Below are 19485 nucleotides of genomic sequence, written 5' to 3'. Positions count from 1 at the left end.
GTGCAGCAAGCAGGCCGCATGGAATCGGGATTACCGAGGCGCGCCATTCTGATGATCGATAAGAGCTATATCAATGAAATAGCTAATAATATTGTGGAATAAGCTAAGAAGCTGTGCATCACCGCGATGCTCGCGATGAAGGTTAAAAAGACAGCCTTACGGCAAGAATCAACTGCGCGGATTCTAGACGGTGGGCTTGTTCGCCACACCAACTGCACGCGTTGCAGTGTGGCTTTCTGGAAGCCTGATTACTGGCAAACAAAGAAGTGTGCTTGTTGCTGGATCAATGTCAATTACTTCGCATAATGTATATTATGTTAAATCATCATTACGGACCTGTATCGAAGGCACCGTTTAAAACCCGTAATGTGACGCCTGATGAAAAAGTAGAAAATGACTGATTAAAAAAAATACCAAGATATCAGTGAGATGCAGCATTCTCCGCTGTCAAGGTTTCCCTTGCCCCCCCTCGTTAACGGTTAAAAAAGGAGAATCCTGATGAGGCTTTTGCCTGTTTAAAAAGCCTAAAAAGAAGACTAAATACTGTGCTATTTTTCAAGAGTACTCGTGACTTCCTTTTAGACCAATGGGATCGTCAATGTCAAAAGTCATAGACCCTCGGCCTGTCCTTGCTGGTCCCGAAAGTATGTCTCTCGATCTCGGGCTGTACTACGCTCGCTACCCCTGCATCGAAGCCTTCCTCAGTAGTCTCTCCGCTAATCTTGATGTAGAAACGGACTTAAAATGCGCTATCCGCTTTCTTGCATATCATAGTCACCCGCTTGGAACCTTTAATAATTACCGAACATTCGTTGAACGTTTGCTCCTATGGAGCTGGATTGTCGCCGAAAAAACTGTACTGACACTAGATAAAGAGACGTTTACGAATTTTATTACTTTTTGCAAGATGCCACCTTCAAATTGGGTTGGATTTTCTACAACCGCTAGATTCGCTCAAGTCGATGGTAATTCGGTTTTCAATGAATCATGGCGGCCTTTCAATATTCGAGCATCTAAAGATGTAGGGGCGCGCAGCCCTAAAGTGGAAACCTTGCGTTTCATTCGTAGCGTTTGTAGTTCATTTTATGGTTTTCTCTGCGAGGAAGATGTGATAGCGATAAATCCAGCTATATCATCACGAACTTTCTATGGAAGAGGAATGCGCGCTACTTACCCTGTGGAACGATATTTAACTTCCGAGCAATTAGGTCAGGTTCTGCAAGCGCTAGAATTTCATGCGCTGGGTGATCCTGCTGGTGAGCGTGCTCTTTTTATAATAGCAGCAACGACTCTTATGTGTTTGCATGCTGCAGACCTTGCAAATGCTGATAACTACTGCCCATGCATGAATTGCTTTGTTCTAGACGATGCCAGATGGTGGTTGATACTAGAGGCGCCAGGTCGGCTGCTAAGGAAAGTTGAAGTCACTCCAGAGTTCCTGCCCTACTTGAGACGCTATCGAAAAAGCCGAGGACTACCCCCGTTCCCAGAGCAGAACGAAGAAATCCCTATCTTGGAGGCTAGTCACGGGCGCCCCGGTCTTTCCGTGCGACAAATACGAAGCATTGTTAAAGAAGCGCTTATGAAAGCTCATGCAAGCATTACTTCTACAGACAAAGGCGGTGAGCACTGGAATATCCTGCTTGGTGGCAGTATGCGTTTTTTGAAAGAAAGCGGCGCAAAGATTCGTGCGCAAAGCTTCCGCCCTGCCGAGTTGCAGAAATATCTAGGCATTTTCAGCTTGGCTTATACCTATGGAAGGTATTATGGTTGATAGAGCGTTCCCCGCTAGCTTAAATTCCTGGCCTATAAGCTTCTCTGGCGGGACGCCCGGCAGACTCATTTCTCCCATTTAAAAATCCGACTCCAATCGTAACTGCATGTTATTAAACGTATTATTTGTAAGGATCATGGGGTTACAGATTTTAAGAAGGACAGCGAGGATTGATCGGAGAAATCTAAGCAATATCCGATAATCACCAGACCCGGATATTGCTCTATACTACGCTGAAAGACCGATATAGACGCATTCGCCCAGGTTGAACCACTTCATGTCGCAGCATCCCCAGCCGCTTTTCGAGACCTTTGATCGCTTCCACGAACTCAACTTTCTTCACCTCAATGGCGAGCTTCCAGCGGTTCGGGACTTCCTCCATGGTTGTGCCGATGAGCTCCAGGCCGTCGAGGGCTATCGCGCCGTTCGGGGATTTCTGAAGTCCTACGCCGGCAACGAAGCCACGTTCAACTCCTATCGAACCCACGTCGAGCGGCTGCTGCTCTGGTCCCTACTGGTGGCTGTCAAGCCCCTTGTTGAACTGCGTCGCCGGGACGCCGAGGCCTTCATGGAGTTCTGCCTCAACCCGCCCGCCGACTGGATAGGTCCGGTCGTAAAGTCCCGCTTCCTGCGCGTGGGTGGTCGCAAGAAGCTCGACACGGACACCTACATCGTCAATTTGCAATGGCGACCTTTCAGTCACACTGTGGCCAAGCGCGAACGCAAGATTGCCGAAGAGGCCGTTGCCGCCCTTCCCTCCCGTCCCTACCGCTTGTCCCAGGGATCGGTGGCTCAGGTATTCGCAGTCTGCGGCAGCTTCTTCCAACACGCGATTGATGAGGGTCTCACCGAGGTGAACCCCTTCCGGGCGGTAAAACAGAAATCCATCTACAAGCAACGCAACACCTTGGATGTGGCGTCACGTTCCCTGACTCCGCTGCAGTGGAGCTACGTGATCGAGACTGCCGAGCAGATGGCCGCGACCGACCCGACACACGAACGCACTCTGTTCATCGTTGCGACTCTGTTCTCCATGTACCTGCGAGTCTCCGATCTGGTCGGGCGTGACAACTGGACGCCTACCATGGGCGACATCCGCCGCGATAGCATGGGCAACTGGTGGTTTCATGTGGTGGGCAAAGGCAACAAGGCCGCCAAGATCAGCATCCGCGACGAATACATCCAGAACTACCTGATACGCTATCGCCAGCATTTACAGCTCTCCCCCCAGCCATCTGCCCACGAGAAAACACCGTTGATCAGTTCCCTGAAGGGGCGTGGTGGGCTATCTGATCGACATATTCGCCTGCTGCTCCAAGGGCTATTTGATCGCGCTATGGGGCGTATGGCTGAGGAAGGCTGGAGCGATGACGAAATAGACCAGTTGCGTTCAGCTTCACTGCATTGGTTACGCCACACCTCCGCAACCTTTGATGCACCATATCGAGAGATGAAGGACCTCCAGGCTGACCTTCGTCACAATAGTCTCAGCACTACCCAAAATACGTACTACAACTCGCTGGACGAACAACGGGCACACTCGGTGAAAAGCCTTCCAATCAGACGTTAGACGCCCATTAAACACACACTTGTTTAGCCATCGCGCATAGCTTGAGAACGAGAAAATTTTCCTTGGCTCAGGTGATGGGTGAGTTATGCAACCAGCGCATGCTCGACCTCGACTCGCGGACATGCCATCTGCTTGCTGGCGCGTTTCTGCGCCAGCAAGAAATCAGGAGGTCGCGCTTCCGTCGTCATTGAAAAAGTCATCACGGGAGATGCGTCCGAAATCGCTGAGGTCTTGGTCTTACTGGTCTTCAGCGACCGTCTCGAAGATCGTCGATCATTGCAGCCTTCGTGCTGTACTTGGCTCCGAGATGTACCAGCCTCTCGATGTTCGCGGCAGTGAAGAACTGGTGGCCGGCAGCGATGACTCTCTGTGCTTTGATAATCCCGTGCAGGACTTCACCCACCCATTTCGCAGGCTGCGATCTTCAGGCGTTGGGGTTCGACAAGGCCCGGTCTCATCGTACGGGGCGTCCTGATTATGATCCGGCTAATCTGCTCAAGATCTGTCAGTACGGCTACGTGCAGCGCAACCGTCACGTTCATTGAAAAGTATGGATGTGATGACCGGCGCCTCAGCACCTGCTAACCATCGAGTTGGCAGCCGCTTCGAGTCTCAAGGCTTTCTCATGATCCAACGCCTAGCCTAGGATCCGACTACGCACAGCGGATCGGCATCTATAGCAGCCGAGACCATGGTGGTTCCATATGCCGGTTGCGAGCGGTCAACCAGAGCACCACACCCGACATGGGTGCGGTGCTCAGTTCCTGATAGCAGTGGATCAGCCGGCAGTCGATTCCAGAGGTTTCTCCATCAGCGTGCAGACCTGACCCGGCCGGTGCCAGAGAAAACCCATAATGGCGGCGGCGCCCACCAGCCCCGGCAGCGCGAACGCCAGAAAGCTCGCCTGCAACGGCAGTTGCGCGGCGTGCAAAGCTCCGCCCAGCAACGGGCCGATGATGGCGCCAATACGGCCAATTCCCATCGCCCAGCCCAGACCAGTGGAGCGGATATGCGCGGGGTAAAATTGCACGGCGCAGGCATTGGCGAGGATCTGCGTACCGATAGTGCAGGCCCCGGCCACGCCGATCAGCAGGTAGAGCACCGGCAGCGGTGACTTCAGCGCCAATAGACTCAGCGACAGCGCACCGGTGGCGAAGAACGCCAGGAGTACCCGACCCAGGCCTATGCGATCTCCCAGCCAGCCGCCGCCGATTGCCCCGAAGATGGCGCCGAAGTTCAGCACCAGCAGGAACGCCAGGCTGGAGTTGAGGCCGTAGCCGGCAGCGTTCATAAGCTTCGGCAGCCAGGAACTCAGGGCGTAGACCATCAGCAGGCAGCAGAAGAAGGCCACCCAGAGCATCAGCGTTTTCAGTGCGCGACCATCCTGGAACAACTGGGAGATGGCCACCTTGCCCGCCTGCCCCTTTGCCAGATTGAGCCGGTCGTGCATTTTGGGCACGTAGTCGGGCTCTGCCCTGGCCAGCAGCTCTTTGGCGCGTTCGACCTCCCCCTGGCGCAGCAGGAAGTTCAACGACTCCGGCAGCTGGCGCACCAGCAACGGCAGCACCAGCAGCGGTACAACCGCCACGAAGAACACCGATTGCCAGCCCCAGCTGGGCATCAACGCCATGCCCAGACCCGCAGAGAGCATGCCCCCCACCGAGTAACCGCTGAACATGATCGCCACCAGGGTGCTGCGGATTTTCTTCGGCGCGTACTCGTTCATCAGCGCCACCACATTGGGCATCACCCCACCGATACCAAGCCCGGCGAAAAAGCGGCAAATGGCAAACTCCTCGGGAGTGCGCGCGAATCCGTTGATCACGGTAAAACCGCTGAACAGGACCACACAGGTCATGATGGTCTTGCGGCGCCCGATCCGGTCCGACAGTGGGCCGAAGAACAGTGCACCGAGCATCATGCCCACCAATGCGCAGCTGCCTAGCAGACCGGCCTGCAGCGCAGAGAGGTTCCAGGCTTGCATCAGCGACGGCAGCACCACGCCGTAGATAACCAGATCATAGCCATCGAAGATAATGATCAGCGCGCACCAGAACAGCACGCGCCCGTGAAAGGTATTGAAGCGGGCCCCGTCAAGCAGGGCGGAAACGTCGATATCACGCATGGCATAGCTCTTCTTGTCATTGTTATAGAGCCGGAACCGGCATCGAGGCCGATTCCGGTAGAACGACGCGCAACTAGGCGCAGTGGCTCAGGGCTGTCCAACCTAGTCGAGCGCGGGCATCTCGCACGTCAGCGTCGAGGTCGTGGTTCCACAACCAGTCGAAGCGGCTAGCCAAGGTAGCTCCCAGCGCCTGTTTGTCATCACCCACTGCCGGGTCACGCAGTTCGTAAAGTTCACCGGCTTCCCAGGAGGTACGCTGCACGCGGCAGGCACGCGGGCGGCGCAAGGCGTCGTAGGCAGCCAGCAACTCATCGAGGTTGCCGCGACTCACCTGAACATCTCCCAGCAGGCGGGCGAGGAAGTAGGCGTCCTCGAGCCCCTGCCCTGCCCCGGCGCCCTGGTGCGGCAGCATCGCGTGGGCGGCATCGCCGATCAGCGCCACACGGCCGTGGACATAACCAGGTAGCTCGGCGAGGTCGTGCAGAGCCCAGTAGGTTGGCGAGGGAATGCACTCCAGCAGGATTCGCGCAGCATCGCCCCAGCCGACGAAGGCGTCGAGCATCTCACGCTGGCTGGCCTGACGAACCCAGGGCGAATTCTCGGGCCAGGTGGGCGCGGGCTGACTGCGGTCAGATACGAAGGCCACCACGTTGATGATGCGCCCCCGCTTAACCGGAAAGGTAAGGATGTGGCCATCCAGGCCCAGGTACATCTGCGGCACGTCCACCAAGTGCTCGTCAACGCCAGCGGCACGGTAGGCCTCGCGCAGGTGCAGGCTATCGATCATGCCACGGTAGGCGCAGGTACCACTGAAGCGCGGCACGGCGGGCGGGGCCCCGATACCCTCGAGGACATGGCCACGAATAGCCGATTTGATGCCATCGGCGGCGATCAGCAAGTCACCGCGATATTCACTACCGTCGGTAAAGCGCACACAGGCCTCATCGCCGTGCTGCTCCACGCCCACGGCGCGCTTATTGAATCGGGCAATGCCCTCCGGCAGTCGGCTGGCGAGCACGTCGAGGAAATCCGCCCGGTGCACCGAAGACTGCCCCACGCCAGGAGCCACGCTCGCGCCAATGTAACCGGCGTCGACGCTGCGGCGCCATTCGAACCACACGTCCTGCCAGGGCTCGGGGGTGCGATCGGCAACCTGGGCGTAAGGCTCTGCAATGCCGAGACCGGCAATGGCTCGCACCGCGTTAGCACCGAAGGAAACGCCCGCTCCCACCTCACCGAAGGCCGGTGCGGATTCGAAGAGCTGGACGTCGAGATGGGAATGGCGGCACAGATCCAGTGCCAGGGCGACGCCGGAAATACCGCCGCCGATGATGCCGATACGCAGGGCAGGCTTGGTGATCATGTTTGTACCCATGATGTTGTTGTTGGAGTGAAGTCATCATGGGCGCACGAGAAATATTGATAAATACCGCAGCCTGCATACAAACTATTTCAAACCTGAATATTCCTACCAACCTATGAGGCAGACCATGGACCTGCGCGACCTGGATCTGAACCTGCTAGTGGTGTTCAACCAGTTGCTGATCGACCGCCGCGTCTCCACCGCCGCGGAAAGCCTGGGTCTGACCCAGCCCACCGTGAGCAACGCCCTCAGGCGCCTGCGTACAGCCCTGCAGGACGACCTGTTCGTGCGTACCTATCAGGGTATGGAGCCTACCCCCTACGCCCAGCAACTTGCTGAGCCAGTGTCGCTGGCCATCCATACCCTGCGCGAGGCGCTGAGTCGCCAAGACAGTTTCGACCCGCTAACCAGCGAACGCACCTTCACCATCGCGATGACCGATATCGGTGAAATCTACTTCACCCCGCGCCTGATGGATGCCCTCTCCCGCCTGGCACCAGGCTGCCGCATCAGTACCGTGCGCAACACCTCCGTATCCCTGATCGAGGCGCTGCAGAGCGGCACCGTCGACCTCGCCGTAGGCCTGCTGCCACACCTGCAGGCAGGCTTCTTCACTCGCCGTCTGTTCCATCATCGTTACGTATGCATGTGTCGCAAGGACCACCCCGTCACCAGCGAGCCGCTCACGCTGGAGCGCTTCTGCGCTCACGGTCATGTGCGGGTCATCGCCGCCACCACCGGCCACGGCGAAGTGGACGCACACATGGCGCGTCTGGGGATAGAGCGGGACATCCGTCTCGAAGTGCCGCACTTCGTCGCTGTGGGCCATATTCTCCAGCGCACCGATCTGCTGGCCACGGTACCCGAGCGCTTTGCCGAGTGCTGCGTCCAGCCCTTCGGTTTGGTGGCCCTGCCCCACCCCGTGCAGCTACCGGAAATCGATATCAACCTGTTCTGGCACGCCAAGTATCACCGAGACTCCGCCAACCGCTGGCTCAGGCAACTGATGTTCGAGCTATTTGCGGACTGACGGCGCCCGAAGTGCCTGACAGCCCATTGCCTGCCATGAGGGATCGGGCTGACTGCCGAGTCCTGCGACGGACTCAATACACGCAGCTCTCGCCCTGGCGCAGATACACCAGGGTATGGATCTCGCCGTGTGAATCCTCATAGACCATGGTCGCCTCGCCCACCTCACAGCCCTGAGGCATCTCGATCGAAATGACCCTGGCGACATCCATGGCCTGGCCATAATGGTATGGCTGCGCATCGTCGGCGACTGCCCACTGAGCGACAAGTGTCACGCCGATCATCCAGTATCTTGCTTTCATGCTGCACCTCGTAATGACTCGATGAGCATCAGCTTAAGGAGTGGTTCCGGCAAGAAACAGCGAACTCCAGGCAAGGTAGTTTTGCCTTTAGCGTAATAATCGAAGAGCGCTAAGCGACAGGGCATCAACCCTGGCCACACCGGTTTGCTCCCAGGGTCACGCCCAATAGGTGGGGTTTTCCACCAGGGTTCGATTACCGCGGAATACCAGGGGTAATTGCTCCTTGAGGAACTCCACCCAGGTTCTCACCTTGGCATCGAGAAAGCGCCGCGACGGGTACAGCGCATAGATACCCCGCTCGTGCAGGCGATGTTCGGCCAGCAGGCGTACCAGTCGGCCCTGTGCGAAGGCCTTGGCCGCTATCAGGTCCGGCAGTACGCAAATACCCATACCCTCTCCTGCCGCCTGGGCCATCGCCTCGGCGACGTTGACCTGAAATGTTTCTCCCAGACGGATCGCCCGCTCGACGCCGTTGTCGGTAAAGGTCCAGCTGTCGCCAAAAACCGGGTCGAGCAGGCGCAGGCAGCGATGCTGGCTCAGCTCGTCGAGAGTCATCGGAATACCGTGCTGCCCCAGGTAGCTCGGCGCCGCACAGACCACGCTGTAGGTAGTGCCGAGCAGTTGAGCGACCAGTTCGGAGTCGGGCAACTCCCGGGCCAGAGTAATGACCACATCCTGCCCCTCCTCGAGCAGGTCAGGGTGGCGCTGGGAGAGCGTCAGCTCAAGGTTCACTTCCGGGTAGAGCTCGCTATAGCGGGCGGCCAAGGGTGCAAGTAGATGGGTGCCCAAACCGGTGATCGCGTGCACCCGCAGGCGCCCCCTGGGCATCAGGTAGGCACCACCGGCCTCGGCGCCAGCGTCTTCCAGCTCGCTGAGAATATGCCGACAGCGCTCCAGGTAACGGCTGCCTACCTCGGTCAGCCCCAGCCGGCGGGTGGTACGTTGCAGTAGGCGTGCCTGCAGATGACTTTCGAGTTCGGACACCTGCCGCGACACCTGCGCGGTGGACAAGCCCAGCGTCTGTGCAGCAGCCGTGAAGGTGCCCGCGTCCACCACGCGAGTAAACACCCGCATTGCCTGAAAAACATCCATCTGACTGTTACCTATTTAGTAAGTGTTCTTTGCATAAGACGGCTATTTTTGCATGAAAGCATGGGAAATATACTGCCGCCTTCGCGGGCCGGCCCGGACTTTCCAGCGTGCGCCCGTCCCCCGACGCTTTGCTTAACCGAGGTATTCATGACTCCCGATCAACGATTTGCCCGCTGGGTTCAAATCGCTATCTCGGCCCTAGCCTGTTGCTTCATCTACTTCCTAACCGCCGACCTGAGCATGCCGTTGACACCACAGGCGCAGTTGACCCGACCGGTACTGAAGGTCGCGCCGCGGGTCGCAGGCCAGGTCAGTGAGCTGGCGGTGAGCAATAACCAGTACGTACAACCTGGCCAGTTACTGTTTCGCCTCGATCCGCAGCCATTCGAGCTGGAGGTGCAGCGGGCCGAGTTGGCGCTCGAACAGGCACACCAGGACAACACTGAACTCGATGCCCTGCTGGCCGCCGCCCGTGCCGAGGTCAGCGCGGCCCAAGCCAAGTCGAACGAGTCGGGCGCTCAGGCCCTACGCCTGTCGCGCCTGCTCGAACGCCAGCATGTCTCGCGCCAGGCCTACGATGCGGCCGAAGCGCAGCATCTGATGGCCCAGGCCCAACTGCGTACGGCGCAGGCCAGAGTCCGTGAACTGCAGGCCCGTCGCGGCGGCGCCGACGGTGCCAATCTACGGCTACGCCAAGCCCGCAATGCACTGCTCCGGGCGCACCTGCAGCGGGACTACAGCGAGGTTCGCGCCGAACGTGGCGGCGTGCTCAGCAACCTGCAGCTCACCCCCGGCACCTTCGTCGCGGCAGGAACGCCGGTGGCCGCTCTGGTCGAGGACCGCCTGGACATCATCGCCGACTTCCGCGAGAAGTCCCTGCGCTACATCGGCGTCGACACCCCAGCCGTGGTCGTATTCGACGCCCGTCCAGGCGAGCTGTTCAGCGCCCGGGTCAGTCATTTCGACGCCGGAGTCCGGGAAGGCCAGATCGATGCCAACGGCGAGCTGGCAACGCCCGCGCAATCCGAGCGCTGGGTTCGCGACGCGCAACGACAACGCGTGCACCTGGCACTCGATGAAGAGCTGCCGTTCCTGCTGCCCACCGGGGCTAAGGCCACGGTTCAGCTGAAGCCCTTCGACAACCCGCTGGTGAACCTCGCCGCTACGCTGCAGATCCGCCTGATCAGTTGGTTGCACTATGTCTACTGAACCCTCCGCGGCGGCACACACACTTGCCGAAAGGGCCACAGCGCCCCGTTTGTCACTGGGCAAGAACGACCTGCGCCAGTGTCTGCGCATCGCCACTGGCGGCAGTCTGGCCTTTGTCCTGTGCAAGCTGTTCGACCTGCAGTACGGTGCCTTCTTCTGCGTCTATCCGATGCTACTGCTCGGCCTGGTGCCGCGCCTGACTGCCCACCTGATGCGCCAGTTCTTCACCCAGGGACTGGTCGTCAGCCTGGAGGTCGCGTTGCTCTACGGTCTGTTCGGCGGCCGACCGCTGCTGATGATTCCGCTGGTGTTCTTGCTGTTTCTCTACCGTTTCGCGCTGATGGCCAGCGGCCCGAACTTCCTGTTCGGCGCCCTCGGCGCAGTATTTCTGTCGATCCAGCTGAACTTCGCCAGCTACCCGCACACCGACGTCATCGCCATGCTTGGGAGCAATGGCCTGGCCATCGTGCTGGCCGCAGCGATCGCCGTGCTGATGTTCTACCTGTTTCCCGACTGCGAGCCGCGCCCCGCACGCACGCCGCCGCCCAAAGACCGCGCCAGTCGGCGCCACGAGGCACTGCTCGGGGCAACGGTGGCGACGCTGTCGTTCAGCGTATTCCAGTGCCTGGATCTGCAGGACTCGCTGTCGGCTCAGGTCGCCAGCATCCTGCTGTTGTTTCCCATGCACTGGAACGGCTCACGCTTCGCCGGCCGTACCCGTGCGCATGGCACCCTGCTCGGCTGCGTGATTGCCCTGCTGATCATGCTGCTGCTCTATGATCACCACGACCTACTGCCGCTGGTCGCCCTGCTGCTATGGATCGCCGCCATGGTCTGCGCGCGCTGGCACATGCTGGAAAAGGGGGTGCCCGGCGTCGGCTTCGGCGCTTTGACCACCCTGGCCATCCTGTTCGGCCAGTCGCTTACGCCCAGCCACGACATCATATTTGCGACCCTCTACCGGCTGAGTTCGGTGTGTGTCTCGGTGCTGTTGACCCTGTTCGTCGTGTTCATGGTGCACCGCTTGCTCAACCGCTTTGTCACTACTCGCCACAGCAGCCATTGAAGCCAACAGCTGCGGCCACGGCGATTGTCAGATCAGCGCGCGTTTTTCCTGCTCGTACACAAAGCCGGCGACCGCGCACCGCTACAATTTGTTATCACGCGTGCAACACTTTCGCGGCAAGACGCGCTTGGCCGTGGATCCGAGCGTTTTACGATCATCTGGGAGAAATGATGCGAACGCGCGTGAACCGGCGAATCCACTTGCTCCGCCGGCCCCGAAACATCAGAAGGGATAAGGCTGATCAGATGGCTCAACAGTGACCCACTTGATTTCTGTGAACTCGTCAATCACAGCGCTTCCATCGAAACGGCCGTATCCACTCTGCTTCATACCACCATAGGGGGCCTGCGCTTCGTTTTGTACGGTGGCGCCGTTGATGTGGACACAACCTGCATCCAACCGACTTGCCAGCTCAAGCGCTTTGGAGACATTGGCGCTGAAAATTGCAGATGAGAGGCCATAAGCCGTGTCATTGGCCACTTCCAACGCCTCCTCTGCCCCGTCGACACGAACGATCGTGGTAATAGGACCAAAGGTTTCCTCGTCGTAGATTTCCATGTCCTTGGTCACGCGGTCGACTAGCGTGGGCTGCATCAAGGCACTGTCGGCGATACCGCCCGCGGCGATGACAGCCCCTTTGCCGAGCGCATCTTCGATCAGATGGTTGATCCGCTTTACCGAGCCCTGGGCGATGACCGGTCCGACTACGCAGGTCGGAGATGCGGTGGGGTCGCCAAGCTCCAGTTTGCCGATTCGCTCGGAAAACTTACTCACGAATTCGTCGGCAACACGCTGATCGACCACGAAACGCTCGGTCGACATGCAGATTTGCCCTTGATACAGGAACGAGCCGAATACTGCGGCATTCACTGCGCCGTCGATATCGGCATCCTCCAGCACTACGAAAGGAGCCTTGCCACCCAACTCCAACAAACAGCGCTTGAGATGGGACGCACAGGTTTCGGCGATCATGCGGCCGACCTTGGTGGAGCCCGTGAAGTTGACCCGGCGCACGGTATCGTGGGCCACCAACGCTTCGGTGACAGCCGATGCGTCTTCGGGCGCGGTAATCAGGAAATTGAGCACACCCGCCGGCAGGCCTGCCTCAATGAAGGCATCGGCCACAAGGGCATGAGTGCGAGGACTGTTTTCCGAGCCTTTGAAGATCACGGTATTGCCGCACGCCAGCGGATACGCGATAGCGCGAGCCCCCAGGATCACCGGCCCATTCCACGGCACAATGCTCAGCACGGTGCCCACCGGCTGGCGAAGCGTCAACGAGAAAGCGCCAAGCTTATCGGTTGGAATCGTCTCACCCTTGATTTGAGTAGTGAGCGCTGCAGCCTCGCGCAGCAGATTCGCCGATGCACCTACGTTGAACTGCGCCCAGAGCTGCGATGCGCCAATTTCCTCAGCCATGATCCGGCAGAATTCCGACATCTTGGCCTCGAGGACATCCGCTGCTGCGAGCAGGAGACGACGCCGCTCGGTCGGTCCGGTCTTGGACCATTTGCGGAATGCTCGCTCGGATGAGGCCGCGAGCCGTTTTGCGTCTTCCAGGGTGCAGGCAGCCGCAGTGCTGACCAGTTTGGCGGACACAGGGTCAAGCCGTTGGATCGTCTTGCCTCCGGTAGCGTCCAGCTTGATATTGTCGATTACCAGTTGTGCACTCATTTCTAGACCTTTTAGACAGTAGGAAAATTGTGTGACGCGACCGCATTCAGTCGGCAGCTCCGGGCATACGCAGAATGGGACTGCGCTGCGCAGCTGCGTCAGTGATTGCGCGACTACGCGTAGCCGGATCTGCTACCCGGCTATTGAAGATGGGCGTTGTGCCCACCCTGCGAGCCAACTCCAGGCGAGAAGGCATCACGTCCACGGCAATGGCGGAGTCATGCGGCCAGGGCCGCTTTCCAGCCTAAACGGCTGTAGGCCAAGTTCAGGTCTTGCTGCAGATCGTGATTCCACAGCCAGTCGAATCGGCTGACGAAGACTGCGTCACAACGATGGGGTCGCAAGGTGCCCACTTCAGCGATAGCCCGCTAACCCAGCAGCTCGACCATGTCCTGGGTCAAGGTGCGCTGCTCATTCAGGCGCCGAACGATGCGCTCGACCGTCTCCAGCCGCACCGCGGCGCCGGCACGCATCTCTGCCATGGCGCCCAGGGCCGCGGCGGACTTCTCCAGGCCGGTGCTGGTGGACTGGCCGATGTGTTCGACTCCCGTCCGCGCCTCCTGCGCCGACTTCTGCAGGCTGCCGGCGATCTGCTGGATCTCGCCGCTGGACTCGTTGGCGCGCTGGGCCAGGTGACGCACTTCGTCGGCGACTACGGCGAAGCCGCGGCCATGCTCACCGGCGCGGGCCGCCTCGATGGCCGCGTTGAGCGCCAGCAGGTTGGTCTGCTTGGCGATGTCCTGGATGCTGCCGACGATGGCGCCGATGCGCATCGACTGTTGCGACAGTTCGTCGAATACCTGATCGATGGTGCCCATGTAGCCGGCCAGCTCGCGGATCGCCGCCTCGCAGGCCTGGATGCTGGCGGCGCTGAACTGCACCTTTTCTCCGCCCGCGCGCGCCAGTTCAGTGGCGAAGAGCATGTCCTGCTCGGTGCGCAGGATGCTCTCGAGCAACTTCGCCAGGGGTGCGCGTAGCGGCAGGCCAGGGTCGGAAGGCGGCTCGGGAGCAGGCGCCGCCAGCAGCACCGGCGGTTCAGGCTCAGGCGCCGGTGGCGGCGCTGGCGCTGGCGCTGGTGGCGGCAACTCGACCAGGATCGGCGGCAACCTGTGGTAGAGCAGGCCGGCCAGGGCGACGCCGGCCAGCGCCAGGGCCGCCAGTGGGCCGTGCAGGCCGCTGTCCAACAGCAGCAGGCCGGCTGCGGCCAGCGCCGCCGTCGCTTGCAGCAACGCCGCCAGCGGCTTCTGCCAGTTTCGGGCAGGGGCGTCGGTCTTCTCGTTCATCGTCAGTCTCCCCGGCGTCACAGGCCAATATGTTCCTGGAGGATCTGCGGCTGGCACTTCAGCTCGACGCTGGGCCCGTCGAACACCACCCGTCCCTTGACCATGATCATGCTGCGGTCGGTCAGGTCGAGCAGCACGTTGACGTTCTTGTCCACCACCAGAGTGGCGATACCGCTGGCCTTGATCAGGCGGATCACGTCCCAGATCTCCTTGCGGATCAAGGGCGCCAGGCCCTCGGTGGCCTCGTCGAGGATCATCAGTTCGGGGTTGGTCAGCAACGCGCGGCCGATGGCGACCATCTGCTGCTCGCCGCCGGAAAGGTTGCCGCTCAGGTGGGAGAAGCGCTCGGCCAGGCGCGGGAAGGTCGCCAGCACCCGCTCCAGGTTCCAGTCGCGGCGCCCGTCCAGGCCCGGGCGGGCGGCCATGATCAGGCTCTCGCGCACGCTCAGGTTGGGGAACATGCCGCGGCCCTCTGGCACATAGCCGATACCGCGGCGGATGATCTGGTGGGTGGCGCGGCCGCTGCAGCGCTCGCCGCGGATCAGCACCTCGCCGCGGCGCGCCGGCGTCAGGCCGAGCAACGAGCGAATGGTGGTGCTCTTGCCCATGCCGTTGCGGCCCATCAGCGCCAGGGTCTCGCCCGGCTGGATCTGCAGGTCGACGCCATGCAGCACATGACTGTTGCCGTAATAGGTGTGCAGGCCGGTGGCCTGCACCAGGGCTTGTGCGCTCATCAGAATTGCTCCTCGCCGTCGCCCAGATAGGCCTGCTGTACCGCCGGATCGTTGCGCACCTGGTCCAGCGGGCCACTGGCCAGCAGCTCGCCGTTGACCATCACGGTGAGACGGTGGGCGATGCTGAACACCGCATCCATGTCGTGCTCGACCAGGACCATGGCGTACTGCTGCGACAGTCTGGCGAGCAGTTCGACCACCCGCGCCGATTCGTCCTTGCCCATGCCGGCCATGGGTTCGTCGAGCAGCAGGAAGCTCGGCTCGGTGGCCAGTACCATGCCGATCTCCAGTTGGCGTTGCTCGCCATAACTCAGGGCATCGGCCAGGGTGTCGCGGTGGGCGGCCAGGCCGCAAAGCTCCAGCGCCCGTTCGGCGCGCTCGCGTACCTCGACATAGGCCTCGCAGCGGCGGAAGAAACGAAAGGAGTTCTTCAGCCGCGACTGCGCCGCCAGCCAGCAGTTTTCCAGGCAGGTGAAGCTGGGAAAGATGTTGGTGCGCTGGAAGCTGCGGCCGATGCCCAGGTGCGACACCCGGTTGGGCGCCAAGCCGGTGATGTCGCGGCCGTGAAAGAGGATCTGCCCGGCGCTGGGCTGAAGATGGCCGGACAGCAGATTGACCATGGTGCTCTTGCCGGCGCCGTTGGGGCCGATGATCGCGTGTACCTCGCAGGGCGCCACGCTCAGGGAAATGTCGTTGACCGCACGCAGGCCGCCGAAGGCCTTGCTCAGTCCGCGGGTTTCTAGAACATGGGCGGTCATACGCCGGCCTCCTTCTTCATCGCGTCGGGGGTGGATACCGTACTTGCGTCGCAGGCCGTGGCTGTGCGCCGGTCGCAGAGCTGCAGCAGCAACCCGGCGAGACCGCGCGGCAGCAACAGAACCATGGCGATGACCACCAGCCCCATGGGCAGCTCCCAGTGCGGGGTCAGGCCGGCGAACAGATGGTGCAGGCCCTCGAAGGCGAAGGCGCCGAAGATGGCGCCGAACAGGCTGCCCATGCCACCGAGGATGACCATCACCAGGGCGTGGGCCGAGAGCTGCCAGCCGACCTGGTCGGGGCTGACGAAACCGTATTGGGTGGCCGAGAGCATGCCGGCGTAGCCGGCGATGGTGCCGGCAATGACGAAGGCCGCCAGCTTGTAGAACAGCGGGTTGTAGCCCATGGAACGGACCCGTTCCTCGTTGTGCTTGATGCCCAGCAGCACCCGGCCGAACGGCGCGCGCAGGAAGGTGCGCAGCAGCAGATAGACCAGCACCAGGGAGCCGAGCACCAGGTAGAACAGGCTGCGCGGGTTCTCCAGGTCGAGCAGATGCACCCCGGCGATGGCCACCTCGGGCTTGAGGAACAGGTAGATGCCGTCCGAGCCGCCGGCGAAGGCCGAGTCGTGGAACAGGTAATAGAGCATCTGCGAGAAGGCGATGGTCGCCATGATGAAGAAGATGCCCGAGGTGCGGATGATCAGCAGGCCCATCAGCAGCGCAGCTGCGGCGCTGACGCCCAGGCACAGCAGCAGCGCCAGCCAGAAGTTCACCGCCTCGAACTCCGGGGCGAACAACACCAGGCTGTAGCCGGCGATGCCGAAGAAGGCCGCCTGGGCCAGGCTGACCATGCCGGTCACGCCCACCAACAGGTCGAGGCTGAGAGCGACCAGGGCGAGAATCATGATGTGGGTCAGTTGCTGCAGGTGGAAGGATACTGTCGATCCCAAGCCATAAGCAATTGCTGTTGCTGTTGCTGTTGCTGTTGCTGACAGGACATGGACATGCCATAGCGATCCTACGTGTAGAAGGTCGGGCAAGCGACCAAGCCTTTCACTTCATCACGCGGCACTGCTGCTCGCCCTACGAAATCAATGCGGGTACTACACGTTCCGTAATAAGGGACTGTGGCACCATGCCATAAAGGAAGTTGCTTCGCCTCACCGACTGACGGATAGCGGTTGGTCAGGTCAACTTTCATGGCACGGAAGACGGGGTCACCAGCTACGCAGTTCTTACGACCTTATGTGCCTCTGCTTGAAGATTTCTGCCAGTGGCTATTACGACTGGAGGGATCGTGATCCAAGCCCCGAATGCTCGCCTGATTGCGACCGAGCGAATTCAATGATGGTAAGTACGCCAACGGCCTGCTTTGCCAACTGCCCTACCCGACCGATGACACGCGTTTGATCATTGCAGCGGCACAGGAGGGAATCAAAAGGCTGTAACGAGAGGGTTTCAGCTATGCCAAAGCCCAAGTGTTGCTGCTAGACCTGTGTAAGCGTGATGAGTACACACAGGATCTATTCGCACAGGAACAGCCAGCTCGAACAGAAAAGCTAATGAGCACATTGGATGCAATCAACGGTCGCTGGGGCGCCTTAAATCATCGCACCAAACCATCTTAGAGAGAGTTCACCGTCGCCCCTAACATGGCATAGGTGATGGATATCACCTTTATCCATACCAGCAGGACTGGCTGTGAAGGCAGCATTACTTCGCCTAATCTAGCGCGGCGGGATTAAAAAGGCGCAGAGCCTAGGTGTAGGACTCCGCGCAACGCTCAATCGTTAGAAATGTTAGGCACCTAGCTCGAACAGGGGGCGCTGTCGACGCGGATACAGGCCTCCAGACTCTGGTTGCGCGGCAACAGCCGTGAGAAGTAGACGGTGACGTAGAAATAGCCCGCGTCAATCTTTGTCTGCGCCACAACCGATGTAGCATGCCCGGGTTTTATAGACCGGGCCAAGATTAATGATGCTCGCCAAGTGGGGCCTGAGCGAGAATCACGTGCCTATTCGCCGGGCTCTTAGATACCACCCAGGCAGAGGTACTTGATCTCCAGGTAATCCTCAATGCCGTACTTGGATCCTTCGCGACCCAGGCCGGATGCCTTGATACCACCGAAAGGCGCAACTTCATTGGAGATCAGCCCAGTATTGACGCCGACCATACCGTATTCTAGGGCTTCGGCCACACGGAACACGCGCCCCATATCGCGGGCATAGAAGTACGAGGCCAGGCCGAACTCGGTGTCATTGGACATCGCGATCACGTCGGCCTCGTCCTTAAAACGGAACAGCGGCGCCAGCGGACCGAAGGTTTCTTCCTTGGCTACGGCGGCGTTATTCGGTACGTCAATGAGGATGCTCGGCTCGAAGAAAGTGCCACCGAGGGCGTGCGGCTTACCACCAGCGAGTAGCTTGGCACCCTTGCTAATGGCGTCGGCAATGTGCTCCTGGACCTTGGCCACCGCCTTGGCATCGATCAGAGGGCCGGTGGTGATACCTTCGTCCAAACCGTTACCAATCTGCAACTTAGCTACCGCGATTTTCAGCTTCTCGGCGAAGGCATCGTATACGCCGTCTTGGATATACAGGCGGTTGGCGCACACGCAGGTCTGGCCATTGTTGCGGTATTTGGAGATCAGTGCGCCTTCCACTGCCTTATCAAGGTCGGCATCATCGAATACGATGAACGGCGCGTTTCCGCCCAGTTCTAGCGACACCTTTTTAATGTCCTTGGCACATTCGGCCATTAGCTGGCGACCAATTTCGGTGGAGCCAGTAAAGCTCAACTTGCGCACGATCGGGTTGCTAGTCAGTTCGCTGCCGACTTCGCCAGCACTGCCAGTGATTACACTGAACACGCCTTTGGGGATCCCGGCACGCTCGGCCAGCACTGCCAACGCCAGCGCCGAATAAGGCGTTTGCGACGCTGGCTTGAGCACCATGGTACAACCGGCGGCCAGGGCCGGGCCGGCTTTACGGGTGATCATGGCTGCCGGGAAGTTCCAGGGTGTAATCGCTGCCGTTACGCCGATGGGCTGTTTGATCACGATCAGGCGTTTGTCCGGTTGGTGGCCGGGAATTACGTCGCCATACACGCGCTTGGCTTCTTCGGCGAACCACTCAAGGAAGGACGCCGCGAAAGCAATTTCGCCCTTGGCTTCGGCAAGTGGCTTACCTTGCTCCATGGTCATGAGACGACCCAGGTCGTCCTGGTTTTCAATCATCAGTTCAAACCAGCGGCGCAGTTTGTTGGCGCGGTCTTTAGCTGTCAGTGCACGCCAGGCTGGCAGGGCATGATCTGCTGCTTCGATGGCTCGACGGGTTTCCGCTGCCCCCATCTTCGGCACACTACCCATAACTTCGTTGGTGGCCGGATTGGTGACCTGAATGGTCTGGCCGCTGTCCGCGTCCAACCAGGTTCCGTCGATATAAGCCTGTTGGCGGAACAATTGGGTATCTTTGAGTTGCATGGCGTGCTCCTTCGCAGACTGCATT

The 19485-nt window shown here is 59.9% G+C and carries 15 protein-coding genes and 1 pseudogene; 5 read left to right on the top strand and 11 right to left on the bottom strand.

The window, feature by feature from the left end; all coding sequences use genetic code 11:
• Positions 1-646 precede the first annotated feature (646 nt).
• Positions 647-1774 carry an integrase gene (locus tag Q0V31_RS16040; protein ID WP_073663301.1) on the top strand — a complete coding sequence of 376 codons (1128 nt, stop codon included), beginning with the start codon at positions 647-649 and terminating at the stop codon, positions 1772-1774.
• A gap of 277 nt (positions 1775-2051) precedes the next feature.
• Positions 2052-3344 (top strand): integrase, encoded by a 1293-nt coding sequence (locus tag Q0V31_RS16035; protein WP_028688854.1) that lies wholly within the window; start codon positions 2052-2054, stop codon positions 3342-3344.
• Positions 3345-4122: 778 nt separating this feature from the next.
• Here Q0V31_RS16035 and Q0V31_RS16030 read toward each other — a convergent pair.
• Complete coding sequence (locus Q0V31_RS16030) at positions 4123-5469, bottom strand: aromatic acid/H+ symport family MFS transporter (protein ID WP_023629719.1); 1347 nt, start codon at positions 5467-5469, stop codon at positions 4123-4125.
• Positions 5470-5542: 73 nt separating this feature from the next.
• Entirely contained in the window at positions 5543-6832 is a 1290-nt protein-coding gene (gene salA, locus Q0V31_RS16025) for a salicylate 1-monooxygenase (RefSeq protein ID WP_024075419.1), read from the bottom strand.
• 127 nt (positions 6833-6959) lie between these two features.
• Between salA and Q0V31_RS16020 the strand changes: the two genes are divergently transcribed.
• Complete coding sequence (locus tag Q0V31_RS16020; RefSeq protein ID WP_023629248.1) at positions 6960-7862, top strand: LysR family transcriptional regulator; 903 nt, start codon at positions 6960-6962, stop codon at positions 7860-7862.
• 73 nt (positions 7863-7935) lie between these two features.
• On the opposite strand, the gene Q0V31_RS16015 is transcribed toward Q0V31_RS16020, so the two are convergent.
• On the bottom strand, positions 7936-8163 hold the full coding sequence (locus Q0V31_RS16015; RefSeq protein ID WP_023629249.1) for a DUF2790 domain-containing protein: 228 nt from the start codon (positions 8161-8163) through the stop codon (positions 7936-7938).
• A 156-nt stretch (positions 8164-8319) separates the two neighbouring features.
• On the bottom strand, positions 8320-9255 hold the full coding sequence (locus Q0V31_RS16010) for a LysR family transcriptional regulator (RefSeq protein WP_023629250.1): 936 nt from the start codon (positions 9253-9255) through the stop codon (positions 8320-8322).
• Between the two features lie 147 nt (positions 9256-9402).
• On the opposite strand from Q0V31_RS16010, the gene Q0V31_RS16005 reads away from it, so the two are divergent.
• Together Q0V31_RS16005 and Q0V31_RS16000 are read left to right on the top strand one after the other, a co-directional pair.
• Positions 9403-10464, top strand: a complete 1062-nt coding sequence (locus Q0V31_RS16005; protein WP_023663266.1) for an HlyD family secretion protein — start codon at positions 9403-9405, stop codon at positions 10462-10464.
• Entirely contained in the window at positions 10454-11530 is a 1077-nt protein-coding gene (locus Q0V31_RS16000; RefSeq protein ID WP_078451698.1) for a DUF2955 domain-containing protein, read from the top strand. The genes Q0V31_RS16005 and Q0V31_RS16000 overlap by 11 nt, the downstream gene beginning before the upstream one ends.
• 222 nt (positions 11531-11752) lie before the next feature.
• On the opposite strand, the gene Q0V31_RS15995 is transcribed toward Q0V31_RS16000, so the two are convergent.
• From Q0V31_RS15995 to gabD, 7 genes and pseudogenes are all read right to left on the bottom strand, one after another.
• Positions 11753-13204 (bottom strand): aldehyde dehydrogenase, encoded by a 1452-nt coding sequence (locus Q0V31_RS15995; RefSeq protein WP_023630205.1) that lies wholly within the window; start codon positions 13202-13204, stop codon positions 11753-11755.
• Positions 13205-13572: 368 nt separating this feature from the next.
• Positions 13573-14487: a methyl-accepting chemotaxis protein gene (locus tag Q0V31_RS15990; protein WP_024075420.1), complete on the bottom strand. Its 915-nt coding sequence runs from the start codon at positions 14485-14487 to the stop codon at positions 13573-13575.
• Between the two features lie 17 nt (positions 14488-14504).
• Complete coding sequence (locus tag Q0V31_RS15985; RefSeq protein WP_024075421.1) at positions 14505-15221, bottom strand: ABC transporter ATP-binding protein; 717 nt, start codon at positions 15219-15221, stop codon at positions 14505-14507.
• Complete coding sequence (locus Q0V31_RS15980) at positions 15221-15979, bottom strand: ABC transporter ATP-binding protein (protein WP_023048108.1); 759 nt, start codon at positions 15977-15979, stop codon at positions 15221-15223. Before Q0V31_RS15980 ends, Q0V31_RS15985 begins: the two co-directional genes overlap by 1 nt.
• The gene (locus tag Q0V31_RS15975) at positions 15976-16929 is read right to left on the bottom strand and encodes a branched-chain amino acid ABC transporter permease (protein ID WP_024075422.1); all 954 of its coding nucleotides are present in this window, start codon (positions 16927-16929) and stop codon (positions 15976-15978) included. The genes Q0V31_RS15980 and Q0V31_RS15975 overlap by 4 nt, the downstream gene beginning before the upstream one ends.
• A pseudogene (locus tag Q0V31_RS15970) lies at positions 16911-17222 on the bottom strand (endonuclease); the annotation flags it as partial. The pseudogene Q0V31_RS15970 and the gene Q0V31_RS15975, both read right to left, overlap by 19 nt.
• A gap of 786 nt (positions 17223-18008) precedes the next feature.
• Positions 18009-19460 (bottom strand): NADP-dependent succinate-semialdehyde dehydrogenase, encoded by a 1452-nt coding sequence (gene gabD / locus Q0V31_RS15965; protein ID WP_024075423.1) that lies wholly within the window; start codon positions 19458-19460, stop codon positions 18009-18011.
• Positions 19461-19485 lie beyond the last annotated feature (25 nt).

The sequence above is a fragment of the uncultured Pseudomonas sp. genome, assembly GCF_943846705.1.
Taxonomy (GTDB): domain Bacteria; phylum Pseudomonadota; class Gammaproteobacteria; order Pseudomonadales; family Pseudomonadaceae; genus Aquipseudomonas.
This window is presented reverse-complemented; position numbering and strand designations above follow the sequence as displayed.